Source organism: Desulfovibrio intestinalis, assembly GCF_014202345.1.
GTDB classification, from domain to species: domain Bacteria; phylum Desulfobacterota; class Desulfovibrionia; order Desulfovibrionales; family Desulfovibrionaceae; genus Desulfovibrio; species Desulfovibrio intestinalis.
The window spans coordinates 322,342-339,002 of record NZ_JACHGO010000001.1 but is presented as its reverse complement, the minus strand read 5'-3'; the positions used below and the strand labels follow the sequence as shown (position 1 = coordinate 339,002).

Annotated in this window: 10 protein-coding genes; 3 read left to right on the top strand and 7 right to left on the bottom strand. The window is 55.8% G+C overall.

Annotated features, from left to right (window positions below; all coding sequences use genetic code 11):
* The first annotated feature begins 305 nt into the window (after positions 1 to 305).
* Together HNQ38_RS01500 and modD are read left to right on the top strand one after the other, a co-directional pair.
* Positions 306 to 2,399 carry a methyl-accepting chemotaxis protein gene (locus tag HNQ38_RS01500; protein ID WP_183717562.1) on the top strand — a complete coding sequence of 698 codons (2,094 nt, stop codon included), beginning with the start codon at positions 306 to 308 and terminating at the stop codon, positions 2,397 to 2,399.
* A gap of 285 nt (positions 2,400 to 2,684) precedes the next feature.
* Positions 2,685 to 3,560 (top strand): ModD protein, encoded by an 876-nt coding sequence (gene modD / locus HNQ38_RS01495; protein ID WP_183717560.1) that lies wholly within the window; start codon positions 2,685 to 2,687, stop codon positions 3,558 to 3,560.
* A 344-nt stretch (positions 3,561 to 3,904) separates the two neighbouring features.
* Here modD and HNQ38_RS01490 read toward each other — a convergent pair whose 3' ends face one another.
* The 6 genes from HNQ38_RS01490 to HNQ38_RS01465 form a co-directional block, all read right to left on the bottom strand.
* Entirely contained in the window at positions 3,905 to 4,399 is a 495-nt protein-coding gene (locus HNQ38_RS01490; RefSeq protein WP_183717558.1) for a hypothetical protein, read from the bottom strand.
* Positions 4,389 to 5,864: a vWA domain-containing protein gene (locus tag HNQ38_RS01485; RefSeq protein WP_183717556.1), complete on the bottom strand. Its 1,476-nt coding sequence runs from the start codon at positions 5,862 to 5,864 to the stop codon at positions 4,389 to 4,391. Before HNQ38_RS01485 ends, HNQ38_RS01490 begins: the two co-directional genes overlap by 11 nt.
* A gap of 3 nt (positions 5,865 to 5,867) precedes the next feature.
* Entirely contained in the window at positions 5,868 to 6,860 is a 993-nt protein-coding gene (locus HNQ38_RS01480; RefSeq protein ID WP_183717554.1) for an AAA family ATPase, read from the bottom strand.
* 219 nt (positions 6,861 to 7,079) lie between these two features.
* Positions 7,080 to 9,227: a ferrous iron transport protein B gene (gene feoB, locus HNQ38_RS01475; RefSeq protein WP_183717552.1), complete on the bottom strand. Its 2,148-nt coding sequence runs from the start codon at positions 9,225 to 9,227 to the stop codon at positions 7,080 to 7,082.
* Entirely contained in the window at positions 9,224 to 10,291 is a 1,068-nt protein-coding gene (locus HNQ38_RS01470) for a FeoA family protein (RefSeq protein ID WP_183717550.1), read from the bottom strand. Before HNQ38_RS01470 ends, feoB begins: the two co-directional genes overlap by 4 nt.
* A 132-nt stretch (positions 10,292 to 10,423) precedes the next feature.
* On the bottom strand, positions 10,424 to 12,493 hold the full coding sequence (locus HNQ38_RS01465) for a TonB-dependent receptor (protein ID WP_183717548.1): 2,070 nt from the start codon (positions 12,491 to 12,493) through the stop codon (positions 10,424 to 10,426).
* 250 nt (positions 12,494 to 12,743) lie between these two features.
* Here HNQ38_RS01465 and HNQ38_RS01460 point away from each other — a divergent pair, with 250 nt between their 5' ends.
* Complete coding sequence (locus tag HNQ38_RS01460) at positions 12,744 to 13,682, top strand: AraC family transcriptional regulator (protein WP_183717546.1); 939 nt, start codon at positions 12,744 to 12,746, stop codon at positions 13,680 to 13,682.
* A 97-nt stretch (positions 13,683 to 13,779) separates the two neighbouring features.
* On the opposite strand, the gene HNQ38_RS01455 is transcribed toward HNQ38_RS01460, so the two are convergent.
* A complete protein-coding gene (locus HNQ38_RS01455; RefSeq protein ID WP_183717544.1) occupies positions 13,780 to 16,614 on the bottom strand; it encodes a tetratricopeptide repeat protein in 2,835 nt (944 codons plus the stop codon).
* Positions 16,615 to 16,661 lie beyond the last annotated feature (47 nt).

Below are 16,661 nucleotides of genomic sequence, written 5' to 3'. Positions count from 1 at the left end.
TATATAAAACCCGAAAACAGAGACTGTAACAGCAAAAAACAGGCGCCTACTGCCCCAACGAATGCTATAAAAAATTATGTATTAAATATTCTTTAATTATAGCATGTTAACAAAAAATTATACATATTTATGATAATTATCTCAATATATCCATAATCAGTATCTCTAACTAACCGATGAGTATATCTATCGAAGTATATTTTCTTACGTTTTAATGGGTACTATAGAGCCCATTAATCTGTCGTCTGCAAGGATTGATGCAGATAACCCTATACTATTGTTTATTATTCATAAGGAGAGCGTGCATGAAACTTGGTTTGTTGGCCAAAATGATTCTTTTCATTCTTGTTCCGGCGGTTCTTGGTTTGATGCTGCTCGCAGGCGTAAGCTACAAAATGTCAGAAAAAATTCTGCGCGAGCAGATAGAAACTGACATGAAAATAGTGCTGCAAACCCAGGCATCAGGTATTCACGCTGTCCTTATGGGATTGAAAGATTCCCTTGGCATCGTGGCCCAAAACAACAGGATAACGCTGTACATAAACAGGTACAGCACTGGCGAAGATGGGGCGCTCTCTTCGCCACAAGCGCTCGCGGCGGATACTGCGTTGCAGGAATTCACCGATGTTAGCGACAACATCTCCTATAGCGCACTTATTGCTCCAGATGGCAAAGTCATTGCACATCATGTTAGCGGACAAACAGGGCCAAGCAAATCTGTAGGGACCGATTTTTCCCAGCGTTCTTACTTTACCGAAGCATTGAAGGGCAAAACAAGCATCGTTGATGTCATCAGCGCCACAACCGGACAACCTACGACAGTTATTGCCGTTCCAGTCGAACGCAACAAAAAAATCGTAGGCGTCATCACTGTAGGTATCAGCAACAGCAACCTTGCCGACGACACAACAAATCTCGTCAAGGTGGGTGAAAAGGGATTTGCATTTATATATGACATGTCCGGAAAAATGGTCATGCACCCTGACCCGAAAACACTCTCTCGCGAAGACGGCAACAAGCCTCATGTACGCGAGATGATGACGGCAAAGCATGGCCGTGTTGATTATGCTGACAACAAGGGGGATGCAAAATTCATCTATTTTCAGGAACTGCCTGAAGAAAACTGGATTATCGGTCTTGAGCTTGACCGCAGTGAAATTCTGGCGCCAGTACACAGAATGTTTACCAATGCCCTGCTGGTGGCCGCAGTATGCGTTCTGATTGTCGGCTTTATGATCATTTTCTCGGCACGCGGCATAGCACATATGGTACGCGGGTTCTCCAACATGGCGAACGCTGTGGCTGGGGGCAGACTTGAAACCGATCCGGCAGAAACACGTTTACTGTCGCAAGCACAAAACCGCAGGGATGAATTCAGTGTTCTCGGCCAGGGGATGGGGCACATGATGGGCAACATCAAAACCCTGCTTGAAGAGAGCGACCAGAAAACATTGGCAGCCCAACAGGCCACAGAGGCAGCCCAACAGGCCACCCTGCGGGCCGAAGAGGCAGCTCATCAGGCCGAGAACGCCAAACGCGAAGGCATGTTGGCCGCCGCTGGCCAGCTGGAAGGTGTCGTTTCCATTATTTCTTCTGCCTCAAGCCAGCTTTCTGCCCAGATAGAGCAATCTGACCGCGGCGCTGTTGAATCAGCCCAACGCCTGGGTGAAGCAGCCACTGCCATGAACGAAATGAACGCCACCGTGCAGGAGGTTGCCCGCAACGCCTCTTCTGCCGCATCCGTATCAACGGAAACCAGAGCCAACGCCGAAGATGGCGCAAAAATAGTACAAAGCGCCCTGAAGAGTATCGATCAGGTGCATAAGGTATCATTGGAGCTCAAGACCGACATGTCAAAGCTCAATGACCACGCCCAGGCTATCAACCGCATTATGAACGTCATTTCGGACATTGCGGATCAGACCAACCTGCTGGCGCTCAACGCCGCCATCGAAGCGGCCCGTGCCGGGGATGCTGGCCGGGGATTTGCCGTGGTTGCAGACGAGGTACGCAAGCTGGCTGAAAAGACTATGGCTTCAACAAACGATGTGGGTAGCGCCATATCCTCTATTCAGGAAAGTGCTTCCCAAAGTGTTGCAGCTATGGACAAGGCTTTGCAGGAAGTGGAAACAGCGACCCTCTTTGCCAGTCAGTCTGGTGATGCCTTGCGGCAGATCGTTACCAATGTTGAAGCCACGGCAGATCAGGTAGGCGCTATCGCCACTGCCAGTGAGGAGCAATCCGCCGCCAGTGAAGAAATAAATCAGTCCATTGCCCAAGTGAACGATATGTCCAGCCAGACAGCACAGGCTATGGGCGAAGCTGCGCAAGCAGTGACTGAACTGGCCCGGCAAGCGCAGGCGCTCAATCAGCTTATCGCCGAAATGAAGCGGGGATAACCCGCTGTTTTCCCGAAGAACAACCTGACCCCCTGCACCAATGAGGGGGTCTTTTCATTGCCCATCACCCTGATCTACGGTTCCATCCATCCGTAATTTACCGCTCCAACGCGCTTTTCCGGTACTCAGGTCAAATCAGGCAATGCCACTGTCCCCGCTGGCGAAAGTATATTTTTTACGCTACGGTTTTCGCAAGCAACGGCAAATCAGCCATTGCCAGGGCGTGCTTCATGCGCCCTGCTTCCTCCTTACACCACGGCTACCCCACAACAAAAGGCAGGCCTCATGCATATCTCCAAGTCTTCATCATGGTTTGACGGCCTGCTGGCCGATGATTGTCCCGGCCCGGATATGACGGTTGAAATGTTGGGTATTGGTTCCCAGACAGGGGCTATGTTTTTCAGCCCCCGCCAACAGGGAGTCATCAGCGGCGTGGAAGAAGCCGAGCAATTGCTGCTGCGCTGCGGGCTTTCCGTCAGACGGCAGATCAATAACGGCGGTACAGCCGAAGCGGATGAAGTTTTTCTTGAAGCAAGAGGATCTGCGGCGGCTCTGCACCGGGGCTGGAAGATAAGCCAGACTGTTTTGGAATACATGTCTGGCATTGCAAGGCGTTGTGCGCTGATGGTTGAGCGCGCCTCTGCCGTGCGCCCCGGCGTGCAAGTAGCTGTAACGCGCAAGAATTTTCCCGGGGCAAAAGCCCTGTGCCTTGAGGCCGCAATAGACGGCGGAGCGGCTATTCACCGTCAAAACCTCTCCGATTCCATTTTGGTTTTCGCCCAACACTTGCAGTTTTTTGCCAAGGGCGGGCAGCAGACGCCAATGGAATTTTTTGCCAGGCAGGTACAAAATTTGCGCGCCCGCATGCCAGAAAAAAAACTTTCCGCCGAGGTAGATACGCTTGAAGACGCACTGCTGGTAACCTCCGCCGGAATAGATATGGTTCAGTGCGAAAAATTCACCTGCGAGAATCTGGCTGCCACTGTCGGCGCGTTGCGGGGCACACGCCCTGACATTCTCATACTGGCCGCCGGGGGCATCACGGGCGAAAATGCTGCGGAATACGCCGCCACTGGCGTGGACGTTCTGGTCACAACATGGCCCTACTTTGGCAAACCTGCAGACATAAAAGTAGTTATGGAATCTGACGGCGACAGCTAGATATAATGTTCTGACAGGTTGTTCCCGCTGCCCCGGATTACTGCTGGCAACGGCCCCTGGCGGAACCTGAGTAATACGCGAGGCCCGCACAAAGAGAAGATGCTCTTTGCACGGGCCTCGTTTTTTGTATAAACTTTTGTAAAAACGTATCCGGGTATTGGCAGCACATGGCAGGCAAGGCTTGAAGTAACCGTGCTACGGCCCCTCTTTCTCCGCAACGGTTTAAGCGCAAACAACTGCGGTCATTTCAAACCAGACATTCCTAAGGAAGCATAGTACTCGACTGAAATAAAAAGCGAAGTTCAACGCAGAAATAACGGGAAAGGCGCTTGTGACGACACTGCCTAAGAAGCTGTGCTTTCCCTTTGCGCAGCAGCCTTGGCCGCGATGCGCAAAAACTTTTCGCCCAATATGCCGGGGGCGATTTTTGTTTTGGCTCCAGAAGAGGTGCGCACACAGCCTGTGATTTCCATTGGCTCACTGCTGTACGCGCCTTGCAGCGCTTCTTCCATTGCGTGCCGCAAAAGTTCAAAGGAAGCTTCCACCTCAGGATAGTCATTGCCCTCGCGCCAGGGCAGCACAAGAGTACGCGTCCAGGCATGCCCCTTGTGCGAAGGGGCTTCAAGCACATGAAAAATTTTGGGGCTATAGCCGGAAGCGCGTTCCAGCAGGCCGGGATAGCAATAGTCCTGTCTGTCTTCTTCCGGCTTGGGAATGCTTGATACAATGCTCACCACGGGCAGGGCCAAAGCCTTTTCATGGTCTTCGAGGTGTACGCAGTAGCTGAGGACAGGCCGCAAATTGCCTCTTTTCTTGGTTATTTTCCATTCAATTTGCATATCTTTCTCGCAAAGGCACAGACGTGCCCGGTAGTTGGCCCGGTAAGCGGGCCGCGTGGCCCGTCAGGGTCACAAGCTCCCCGAAGGGCGGTGTCTCGGGCCGGGCCTCGCTGCATACCCACAGTACGGGATAGTCTGGCTCTTCAGGAAAGCGGTTGCACTCAAGGTCCGTAAACCAGACAAGGCAGGTTGGGCGCAACTGCTGTTCTTCAATATGGGCACATATGGGCCGGTAATCCGTACCGCCGCCGCCCACAGGCGTAATATCCCTGGGCATGCTCATACGGTTAAACGTCATCTCGCCCTGAATTCTTGTATCGTGAAACAGCACAGTGAGCGTGGTGTCATACGCATCCAGCACCGAAAACAGCTCTGTGCAGAACAGTGACAGCGAGGCTTCATCCACAGATCCGGAGCAGTCCACAGCCAAAACAACGTGAGGCAAACGCGCCTCACGCCGGGAAGGGAGGTAAATCTGCTGATACAGATAACGCCTGTTGGGTGTGGACCACGAATAATCATTGTCCGCACAATGTTCGAGAAAGCGGCGCAGAAGTTCCCGCCAGTCCAGCTCGGGGCATCTCTCTTTCTTGAGCAAACGTGTGAATCCGGCGGGCAGGCTGCCCATATGTCTGGCCCTCTGCACCGCCTGTGAAAGGGCCACATCGGCCTCCTGCTCCGCCAGTTTCAGGGCGTGCTCGTTCTCCAGACCTTGCAGGTCGGGGTGGTCGCGTACCTCACCAGTAAATGAGGTCTTTCCCTCCCCTTGCGCTGGAGAGCCCTGATTTTTTTCCTTGGCGGCCTTTGACCCGGCCTGGGCCTGATCTTCCCCGCCCTGATCGGGATTTTCCTTTTTGCCGCCCTGAGACTGCGCGGCGCTTTTGCCGCCCAGTTCCTTGCCGCCGTCAAAGCTCATGGCCCCTGCGCCCTCTTCATCCTGACCGTCAGCGCGGGCGGAATCGTTGCTAGCCTCGCCCTTGGAGGCGCTTTCTTGCAGGGCCGCAAGAGCCTCATAAATATCATCGGCAGACATGCCAGCATAGGCGGGATCGTGGGCAAAGCCTTCGGGCAGGTCAAAGCCCGATTCCTGTAAAATATGGTTTATGGCCAGGTCGCAGGCGCGGTTCCACATTTTTTCTTCGCGGCTCTTACGGCGCAAATGGTGCCCAAAGGCCAGATGCATCACCTCATGGGCCTGCGCCGCCACCAGTTTGGGTTCGGGCAACGTAGCAGCATATACGGGGTTGAACCCCAGATTCATGCCGTCTGTCCACATATCCGCGCAGGTTTTGTCTTCCTTGAAGCGCAATTTCAAAGCCAGAGAACCGAAAAAAGGATGATCCAGCACAAGGGCTGTTCTGGCTTTTTTCATGGCCAGGGCAGCCTGAAGGGATTGCGCGTCCAGATCGGGAACCGCACGGTTTGCCACAGGTGCGGCGCTTGCGGGGCTGACGTCTTCCTTCATGACCTACATCAGCACTTCGGCATTTTTTTCAGCCCAGCGTGAAAAGGCCTCGGTCTGCACTAGATCCGTATCCTGACAAACGGCATCACGCATAAGCAGCACGCCGAATTCCGAGGGCAGGCGTTCAGCGTAGGCAGTGAGCGCTTCGATGGTTTCTGTGCTGGCCCTGAGGCTCAAGGCTTCACACATGGCATAGAGGGCCGCTGGTTCCAGCGGAACCATAGCAGAGGCCGGGGCGGCCAGCACTTCATCCACCGTGGGCAGTTCGCGCCAAACCGAAAGAAAGCCCATAAATTCCGCAGCGCCCGCCGAACCCACTGTGCCCTGAAACAGTTCGTACTCCACGTCAGCATCAGGCCCGGCATCCAGAACGCGCGATACAAATTCCCACGAACGCGGCGAAGCAAAGGCTTTTTCCGCTTTCAGCGGGTCAAAATCGTGCAGCAAGCGGGGGCGAAACCGCAAAAATGCGCAAACCTCTGCGCGGATGCCCGAACCTTGCGCCCAGGAGAGCCAGTCATCCAGATTGGCATCAAACTCCAAGTGCACCATGCGGTTAGCCAAAGCCGAAGGCATCCGGTAAGACACGGCCTTGTCCTTTTCCCTGTTGCCAGCAGCCACAATGGACCAGCCGTCTGGCAGGCGGTATTCCCCGATGGCGCGGTCAAGAATAAGCTGATAGCAGGCGGCCTGCACCAGAGGCGGCGCGGCATTCAGCTCATCCAGAAAAATGATGCCTTCTTCAGGATCAGACGGTGTTGGCAGAAACGCAGGAGGACACCACACGGCAACCCCCTGATCCGTAATGCGCGGCAGCCCGCGCAGGTCAACAGGGTCCAGCAGCACGGCGCGGATGTCGCGCAGGGCCATACCCCGGGCCTCGGCCACCTGGGCTACGATCTGGCTTTTGCCTACGCCCGGCGCGCCCCAGATAAAAACCGGCTGACGGATGGAAATAAGGGAATTTAGTGCAGATACGATTTGCGAAGGTGTCATGATATTCCTGCAAGCCATTCGAGGCGGATAGTTTAGAATGGATGCATGCTGCCTCACATGAAAATGAAAGTCAATGTCACAAGGCCACCACGAACTGCCTTCCCTGCCGTCAGATTGCCTGCTGCTCGCGCGTGCGCCAACCCGTTTTGAAAGGAATGCCGTACAAAACGCCCACTCCCTCCCAGGGAGCAGGCGCGTGAAAAGCCCGGTTGCGGTCAGTCAACCGAGCAGGAGGGCAAAATGGTAAACAATGGCAGCCATTACAACAGGTAGGATAAGCGAGTAAGCAAACATTGCAGCCAGAATTTTGAGTGAGCGGGATTCGCTGTACAGAATGCCAATGGTCGCCACGCAAGGAATGAACAGACTTTGCGCACACATAAAAGCCACGGCGCTGGCCTGGCTGACGCTGTGCCGCAAAATTTCCGGCAACTGGTCGGTAGTCGCGGCAAAAAGCACGCCGATGGTGGCCATCACAGCCTCTTTGCTGACGCCAGAGGCCAGCAGCGCCGTCATGAACCGCCAATCCACCCCCATAATATCGCCAAGGGGCTGCAACATCCTGCCCAGTTGCCCGATGAGACTGGTTTCGATGTCGGCTGTGGGATAGTAGGACAAAAACCAGATCAACACGCTGAAAGCCACAATAAGCGTTGAAGCTTTTTTCAGAAAGGCCAGCACGTTGCGCCACACATAGCGGCCAATGGCGCGCGGGTTGGGTTTATGAAAATGCGGCAGTTCCATAACAAGGCCGCCAAGAGAATCTGTGGGGGGCATAACTTTGCCAGCCAGCAGGCTTATGCCGCCCAGCACCAGCATATTCATAGCCAACAGCGCCAGAACAACCAGCACGGCGGATAAGGGCGTAAACAGCCACGATGCCAGAGTAACCATTACCACGATTTTGGCAGTGCAGGGAACCAGAGGCACAAGCAGTATGGTCAGCAGCCGCTGCCGGGGATCATCAATGGTTCGGCAGCCAACCACCCCCGAGATATTGCAAGGAATGGCAAACAGTAAAGGAACAAAGGCCTTGCCGTTCAGACCTATGCGGCTCATGGCCCTGTCCATAATAAAAGCCGCGCGGGCCATATACCCCACGTCTTCAAGAAAGGCGAAAATGGCGTAAAAAACTACAATAAACGGCAGCATTACAACAACAGCCCCCACGCCGCGCCAAACACCGATGGTCATAGCTGCCAACAAGTGCTTGCCCTCCTGCCCCCAGGCAAGAATATGCGGCTCGGGCAGTGAAAACAGATAGGCTGTGCCCCCGGCCAACGGAAAGCCAATACCAAAACCCGCCACCAGAGTAAGCAGCAAAAAGCCTGTCATGGTAGCCAGACCCCACACGGGATGCAGCAACCACGCGTCCCAGGCCACAGTGGCGCTACGCTTGCCCAAGGCCTCTACGCTGTCGCGTCCCACAAGCTTTTCCAGCCAGGTCTGCCGTGCCTCGCTGAACTGATGGCGATGTTCTTCAGAGCACAAAGCGGCTAAAACAGCACGACAATCCTCACCCTGCGCATGGTTCGCCGCCTCGGCATTTTGCCCGGCAGAGCCTCTGCCTTGTATGCCGTCAGCATCCAGCGCGCTGCCCTGCTTCCAGTCTGCACCGTGCGCCTTTGTCAGAGCGCCAGCGCCTTTTGCTTTACGGCCCATGCCAAAGACACCTGTTTCATCCGGGTCCGGCGCGCTTCCGCTCAAGGCCTGCCATAATAAGGACAAAGCCCGTCCCTCATCTATTCCGTGCGAAAGCAGCCAATCCCTGACCTGAAACACCTCGCGCCGCAACGGGTCGGGCAAAAGTTTGAACACTGCTTCTGGAACACGGCCAGATGCAGGTGGCCGCCGCAATGCCTGCCCTATGGATTCACTCAATGGTTCCACACCGTTTTTGCGCACGGCGGAAAGCAATACCACTGGCACGCCAAAGCCAGCAGCCAAGGTCGAGACATCCAGGTTCACCCCACTACTGGCGGCCATATCCACCATATTAAGCGCCAGTATAATGGGCCGCCCCAGAGCTAGCACATCCAGAGCATAAGCCAAGGTGCGCTCCGGGCTGACAGCGCTGGCCACCACCACGGTGACGTCCGGCGAGCTGCCCAGCAGATACTCTACGGCAATATTTTCTTCCGGTGACTGAGCGTGCAGGCTGTAACTGCCGGGCAGATCGACTACATTGTAGCCGCCCTGCCCTACAGGGGCTTTGCCCTGCTTTTTTTCCACAGTCTTTCCCGGCCAGTTGCCCACCTCTTGATGCATGCCCGTAAGCGCACTGAAAATGGTGGATTTTCCCGTATTGGGCTGCCCCGCCACGGCCACCCACATATCAGTCAGACCAGTTATCGTCGCCTGCCTCATTTCTGCCTGCCATTCGCCTTATCCGCGTGTTTCATAGTGTGATTCACCGCTATATGACGGGCAAAATCCCGCCCTACAGCAATGAAGGTGCCGCAGCATTCCAGCACGAGCACCTTGCCCGTGCGCAGCACCCGCACGGCGCATCCGGGTATGAGCCCCAAAGCCGCGAGGCGCTGCGTGACCGGGCCGGAGCAGTTCACCCCGCAGACCGAAGCAATACCGCCGGAAGGCACCTCCGCCAGTTGTGATAGCGCCCGCCGCGACACATCAAGGCTGGCTGACAACGCGTTATCGTCCTCATCTTTTCCCGTATGGGCCAAAGTTGCCGCACAATCCGGCATGGCCGAGCCACGCTCTCTTGTCTGCCTGAGGCACACGCCAAAGAAGATGAGAAACAGAAGGTTGTTCCAGCCGCCTCCCACAAGCGTCGTCAACGGTGACGGCAAATGGCTGAAAGCCATGCCACACAGGATGAGCGGCAGCGGTGAAAACAGAACTGTGTATTTTCTGTACAGGGTTTTGCCGCCAAGCACGGCATAGATGAAAAGCAGGCTGGCCAAAGCCATTGGCAGCACTGCCCCCATAGTCAGGGCGTTTATGTAATTTGCTGCACTGGACACTTCCTGATGACTGCCAACCGCCGCATAGTGTGGATAGTGGCTGTGGTACGCCCCACCATAGACCATAGCCAGACAGAACAACCCCATAATGGCCCAACGCAGGACGGGATGTTCCCGCCGCACCATAGCCGTTACACCGTAAAATCCGGCGGCATAGAGAAATCCTGCCAGCGGGCCCAGGCCCCCGCCCAGCATAATACGGAACGGAGAGTCCGCGGCCACCTCCTGCATGACGGCAGTAACGCCTTCAGGCGAAATGTCGGTATTGGACAGCCTGCCGAAAAGCAGCATATCGCCTGCGTACATGAGCAAGGCTCCGGACATTCCCACATACAATGCGCGGATGGCCCACGCATGGCCGCCGGAGCGGGAAGCGGGAACGGCAGGCGACTGGCGCTCATCGGCCTGGCCCCCTACAGATATTCTTTCTCTTGAATCGGTCATAGCTTGTCCTTATGCCGTTCTGACTGGTTTTCCTCTGTGGCTGGCCATACAGCCGCATGCACGAGGAAGCCCCCACGCATGACGGATGCAAGCCCGGCCAATCAGATAAAGATGGATGCCCCAAAGGCGGAGCTAGAAAGTATACCCGCACTGCACGCCGACAACCAGAGGTTCACCCGCGCGCTTTGCTCCGCTGAAGGCCGTAGTAGCATACCGCTCGTCCAGCAAGTTCCTGCCGTACAGATAGACGTCCCAGTTGTCCTTTTCATAGCCGATCTTGGCGTTGAGCAGCATGTAGGCGTTCTGTTTGAGTGAATTGTCTTCCACAAGATACTTGCGGCCGCTAATGCTGCTGTCCACGCCCGCATAAAAGCCCGATTCCGTGCGGAACACGGTGCCGAGGCCAACGGTATAGGCATTGGTGAAGGGCAGTTTTTTTCCGGAAAGGTCTGTGGTGGCGTCTTTGCGAAATTCGTCAAATTCGTACTGAAACATATAGCCAAGGCTGGCGAACACTTCCCAACCCGGCATGATCAAGGCCCGGGCCTCAAGCTCCATGCCGCTGGAGTGCGCGCGGCCCGCGTTCATTTTCTGATAGGGGTTAAACATGCCTTCAGTGCTTTCAATATCCACCTGCATGTTGTCCCAGTCGATGTAGAACAGGGCGGCATTGAGCTCCAGACGGTTCTCCAGCAGTCTGCCTTTATAGCCCACTTCGTAGGTGGTGGTATATTCCGGGTCAACGGCGTGCTCCACCAGCGGCACTTCAACCATGACATTGTTGAAATCGCCGGACTTGAAACCTCTGGCAATGGAGCCATACACGCGCTGCTTTTCCGCAAACAGCCAAGCTATGCTGGCTGAGGGTGACAAGGCCAGCCAATCCTTGCTCATATCAAGCTTGCCCGTGGGCACATAATCAAGGTTGGTTTTGTTTTTCCAGTCCAGCGTCTTGCGCTCGTAGTCAAAGCGCACCGCGCCCGTAAGCTCGATGGACGGAAAAAGGCGGTAGACAATCTGCCCGAAAGAAGAGCCAATATAGCTGTTTACCGTGGAGTTTTGCTGCGCGTGGTCGCCGGGGCTCATGCCACTGGCAGCGGCGTCATCACCGAAAAGAATGTTGGTCTTGGTGTCAATGCGTTCCCAAAGGCCAAAAAGGCCGAACATCCATTTGAATTCGTCGCTGCCGCCATTGAAACGCAGTTCCTGACTGAGGGTATTGAAATCCTCGTCATAGGTGGAATACATGATGTCAAAACGGCTGAAATCCCAGTCCTGAAGGTAATTATAGTTGGAACGGCTGTAATTGCTGATGGAGGTTACGTTTACAGCACCAAAATCCTTTTCCCATGTAAGAGTGGGTGACAGCAGGTAGCCGTCGTTATGGCCGCGCCTGTTGTTTTCAGTATTCAATGTTACGTCGCCATTGGCGGGCCCGTAACTGTCGAAGGCCGACTCGTATTTGTCGGCATACATGCCAAGGGTAAGTTTGCTTTTGTCGTCAGCCTGAAGAAGAACCTTGCCGCGCGCGGTGAACTGCTCGTTATTATTGGTGTCGTTCTTGTCGTAATATTCGTTGTGAAAGTAACCGTCCGAACGCTTGTAGGCCACGGCCATACGGTAAGAGGCCACGTCATTTATGGGGCTGCCCACAGCTGCCCGCGCTTTCAGCGTATTGAAGCTTTCGTAGTTGAGCGTGACATTGCCGTTGGCACTGCTGCCGGGGTCTTTGGTGACGATGTTGACGGCCCCGGCGTGAGTATTGCGTCCGTAAAGCGCCCCCTGGCTGCCGCGCAGAAATTCCACGCGGTCCACATCCAGAAACGTATCCAGCCCCACATAGGGTATGGCTACGCCGTCCATGTTGATGTTCCACACCTTGTTCATATTGGCCATGCCGCCGATGCCGCGAAAGACCACCTGGGTGCTGTATGTGTCGATTTTTGAAATGCCGATATTGGGGGCCAGGGCGCTCAGTCCTTCCAGATTGTCCACACCGCTGTCCTGCATGGTCTTGCTGTCGACAACACTGATATTGGAAGGCACGTCCTGCTTGTCTGTTCTGAATTTTTGCGCGCTGACCACTACGGAATCAAGCTGGATGGGCTCCTCCTCCGAAGCGAAGACCGTATTGCTCACCAGGGGAGCCAACAAGGTCGCCGCAAGTATGCCCAGCCTGCCGATTGTAAAAACTCTTCTCATTTCTCGCCCCCATTGCACATTTTCTGAAATGTTATGCCGCTCGCTGATCCCCTTTCGGCGACACATCTTGGTAAACCGCAAGCAAAATCAAATCTTCCCCGTCAGGGATAAATTTTACTCACTCAGGCGAGAAAAAATGGAAAAATAGCCGGGATATCCAGGTTTGGTGCGGAGCAGGCAAGATTGACACTATGTAGAAAATGAATTTTAATTTCATTTAGACACAATAACTTGACCACTGGAGACAATGATGCAGCGCTTATCATGCGCCAGCCAAGCGCGCCCTGTGCAGCAGCTTCCACTGCCCCAATGCGGCCTTTGGGGTATGCAGATAATGCCGGGAATTACACTGAATATTATGGATTTCAAGCCAGATGAAGAGATCTCTATTGATACGGGCCTGCGTGGCGACAGCCTGGAATTTGCCTTTGTGTTGAGTGGTGAAGCCGAATACAGGGCACATGCCGCTGAAAAACCCTGCAGGCTTGGAGCAGGGCCGGATACGGGCATTGCCTTTTACATGCCGGACAGCCAGGGCATTTTTTCCATATGCAAAAAGCAACCTGTGCAGATGCTGGGGCTCAGCCTTGAAGCCCAGTGCCTGAGAAATCTTATGGGCCTTGAAAAGGCCGCCCCCTTGCACAAGGCACTGCCAACCAACCAGAACAGCCGCCTCAACCCCACGTTGCGCATGTTGGTTTCGCAGTTTTTCTCCTGCCGCAAAAGCGGTGTGTCGCTGGAGCTTTATCTTCAGGGCAAAGCGCTACAGCTGCTGTCTGAGGTGATAGACGAAATAGGCCGCGAGGGCTTGCATTCACGAAGCAGATCCTGCCCCCTCAATACTGGCGACATTGAGCACATCCGCCGGGCACGGCATCTGCTCTGCGCCCACATGACGGATCCCCCCTCCTTGCCGGATCTGGCCGCCAAGGTAGGCATGAACGTCAACAAGCTCAAGGCGGGTTTTCAGCGCCTGTATGATATGGCCCCGTATCGCTGCCTGCATGAAGACCGCATGCACAAGGCTGGTCAGCTGCTGGAGGCTGGCGATATGAATGTGAGCGAGGTTGCCTGGGCTGTGGGCTACACCAATGTGGGGCATTTTGGCGCAGCTTTTTCCAAATTCTTTGGCGTCAAACCAAAATCTTACCAGATGGACGCGCACAGGAAGCTCGGCCTGCGGGGGTAGTTGCCTACCGCAGCTTCCAGTTGCACGGTTTGCAAACAACGAAAAAAGGCGGCTTAAGCCGCCCTTTTTCGTTAAAAACACAAAACTACACTGCAACTCAGCCCAGTACGGCTCTTGCTTCTGCCAGCCGGGCTTCGTCTTCCCGGTCAAGGGCGCGCAAGGCTCGAGCCAGGGTCTGCCAGGCTTCGGGCCTGTCGTGCAGGCCAGCGCTTTTACGGGCCAGCAATTCGGCCATGGCCGGGTCTTCGTTACCGTCAAGGTAGATGTTGGCCAGCAGCAGCATGGACGCAGGATCCTGCGGATTACGCAGCAAGGCCTCATGCAGCAGTTCACGGGCTTCGCCGCCCTTGCGCTGCCGGGCCGCCACACGGGCCAGATGCCGTCTGGCGACGCCGGGCCGCCCGGGAGTGGCGTCCTCAATGGCGGCGGCCAGTTCATAATAGCGGCGGGCTTCTGCCCTTCTGCCGCCCTGCTCGCACAACTGCCCCAGACGGATATGGGCAAAAAGATGGTCAGGAGCCACCTTGACGCACTGGCGGTAGTAGCGGGCGGCGGCGCGGCGTTCTCCCAGGCTTTGGCAGACATTGCCAAGATTATAGTAAATCTGCTTGGCTGCCCCGTCGTCCGGCTTGTGCCGCAGAGCCTCAAGAAAATGCCTTCTCGCCTCATGCCCGCGCCCCAGGGCCGCCATGCATACGCCAAGAGAGTTCCAGGCCATAACATTGGTTTCGTCAGCCAGCAGCGAAAGCTTGTACTCTTCAAGCGCGCCAAAAACATCGCCAAGGCTATAACGGCGGTCAGCGCTGATATTAAGGGCCAGCGAACTGCATTGTCCCACTCTGGGATGGGGCAGAAGAAGGGCGTATTCCAAGGCCTTGAGTGCGCAGTCCGGCATCTCGGCTTTGCGGTATTGCAGGAAGGGAAAGGCCGCTAGTCCCGCAGCAGCATCAATACCCCCGTCTTTCAAGGCAGTGCACAAGCCTTCATACAGGGCTGTCACATTTTGCGGCTCCATACCTGGATGGAAAAATATCAGGCTGTTGCTGCCATAAAGGCCAGCCAGAGGCGCAGCCCCCGCTTCACTCAAGGCTGCCTTGTTCAGCAGCTTCTCCCACAGGCCCAGGGCTGTTGCCGCGGTTGAACTGGTAGCACCTTCCATACGGACGATGGCAAGCACAAAGCGCGCGCAACGTTCGCTTTCCTGCGCAAAACGATTGAGAAAATCACCGTGTCCACAAAGCGTCATTGACTCGCTTTGTTCCGTTTTTTCAGCATGAACAGCAGGAGCAGGCTCAGGCTGGGAACTGCCCGTTGCGTGCTTTTCACCTTCGCCTGGGGGCACCAGTTCATCGGCGGGCTGCTCGACGCTGCCTCCTGACAAAGGTGCTTTGGCTTCAGGCTGATCCGGCGTATGCCCGGGCGTATGCGCGGCGGTTTCCCCCTGCGAAGAGGATTCCGCTTTTTGCTGCAAAGCCGCTGTGGGTGGTGTAGGCGGTGTGGAAAGAAAATCTTGCGTTCCCGAAAAACTCAGTGCCGGGTCGTGACCGTCAAGGTCCGGGCTGAGCACCGGGCTTTGTCCAAGAAGGGCCAGACTGTCGCCAGGCGCAGGCAGAAATGTTGTGTCTGCCAAGTGCAAAATTTCAGCAATGGAGTCTTTGTCGCCCACGCGCAGCAGTACGATTTCACCCTTATGGCGCGCCTTCGGCCCCGGAGCAGCGCTCCATACCGCGAACCGCATACCTTCGCGGGCCTTGGCCTGCCGGCCCAGGCTGATGCGCAGGCGTCCCACTGGCAGGGCTTCCAGCACAAGCCCGCCTTCTTGCAGAATACGGGCAAAAGGCATTATGCGCCCCTCGCCAGAGCGATTGCCAGCAGCGCCCGTGGCCGTCTGACCCGCAACGTCTGCCGCCAGTCTGGCTCTTGCCATCAGCAAGCGGGCCTGCTCATACATGCCGAGCCTCATTTCTGGACCCTGCATGTCCTGCGGATACAAGGCATGCCCCGCGCACAGGCGCAGAGCTGCGGGCTGCTTCGTCAGCGCCGATACAGGGCGCAAAGCTTCCATACGGGCCAGAACAGACCGGGCAAGTTTGTGGCATGCGCCGCGCCCGCTGGCCGAAAGCAGAAGAGCTATTTCGTGCGAGCCCACACGCGCAGCCAGCACATCCGAGGGCAGAACAGCCCGGCAAGCATCGGCAAGCTGGCTCATGACGTTTTCGCCAAAGGCAAAACCATGCCGCCGCACCATGCCCGGCCCGTTGCCCAGCCGCAGCAGCACAATTCCCATACACATGCGGTACATAGGAATCGCAAGACCTTCCGGCGCGGAAGGTTCTTTAAGGTGCGCGCGCACTCTTTCGGCTTCACCTTCCATTCGGGCAAAAAGGCTTTCTTCCGTGGCCAGCGCAGTAACGGCATCAGTGCGTGCCGCTTTGGCGCGTGCAAGATTTTCAAGACACAAAGAGGCAAGGGCTGGCAGCACTTTCAGAAGAGGACGCACCTCACGCGCACGCACACCGTGCAGCATGACCATGCCGAGCAGGCGATCGTGCCAGAACAGGGGCAAAAGCAACCTGCGTTCGCGCGCCAGCAACTGGGGCTCATCCTGGGCATGATCTCTGGGAAAATAGAGCGCATGGCCGCTGAAGCTCAAAAAGGCTGACAGCTGGCGGCATAGCAATCCTTCCATTTCTATGAGGTCTTCACGGGCAAGTTCCTGTATATAACGCAGCTCTGACCATACCCGCTCGTTGCCGCTTTCACCGCGCATCGGCACATCCCAGAAGGACTCGGCTCTTCCCGCCCATTCCGGGCGGGCTGCTTCGCCAGACGGTTCGCCCTGAGCGGCTGCGCCGGGCTGGGCATTCCGCGTATCATGACTCTTGCCCTTCTTGTCTACTCTGGCATTTTTCCGTGTCGTGTGCTGGGTCATGTCCTAAAGTCCTTCTCGGGTCATAAAATCCTGTTTCATGGCGGCAG

Bases quoted from the DNA above. Each gene is read 5' to 3' on its own strand.
- HNQ38_RS01500 (WP_183717562.1), top strand. From the start codon at position 306: ATGAAACTTGGTTTGTTGGCCAAAATGATTCTTTTCATTCTTGTTCCG.
- modD (WP_183717560.1), top strand. From the start codon at position 2,685: ATGCATATCTCCAAGTCTTCATCATGGTTTGACGGCCTGCTGGCCGAT.
- HNQ38_RS01490 (WP_183717558.1), bottom strand. From the start codon at position 4,399: ATGCAAATTGAATGGAAAATAACCAAGAAAAGAGGCAATTTGCGGCCT.
- HNQ38_RS01485 (WP_183717556.1), bottom strand. From the start codon at position 5,864: ATGAAGGAAGACGTCAGCCCCGCAAGCGCCGCACCTGTGGCAAACCGT.
- HNQ38_RS01480 (WP_183717554.1), bottom strand. From the start codon at position 6,860: ATGACACCTTCGCAAATCGTATCTGCACTAAATTCCCTTATTTCCATC.
- feoB (WP_183717552.1), bottom strand. From the start codon at position 9,227: ATGAGGCAGGCGACGATAACTGGTCTGACTGATATGTGGGTGGCCGTG.
- HNQ38_RS01470 (WP_183717550.1), bottom strand. From the start codon at position 10,291: ATGACCGATTCAAGAGAAAGAATATCTGTAGGGGGCCAGGCCGATGAG.
- HNQ38_RS01465 (WP_183717548.1), bottom strand. From the start codon at position 12,493: ATGAGAAGAGTTTTTACAATCGGCAGGCTGGGCATACTTGCGGCGACC.
- HNQ38_RS01460 (WP_183717546.1), top strand. From the start codon at position 12,744: ATGCAGCGCTTATCATGCGCCAGCCAAGCGCGCCCTGTGCAGCAGCTT.
- HNQ38_RS01455 (WP_183717544.1), bottom strand. From the start codon at position 16,614: ATGACCCAGCACACGACACGGAAAAATGCCAGAGTAGACAAGAAGGGC.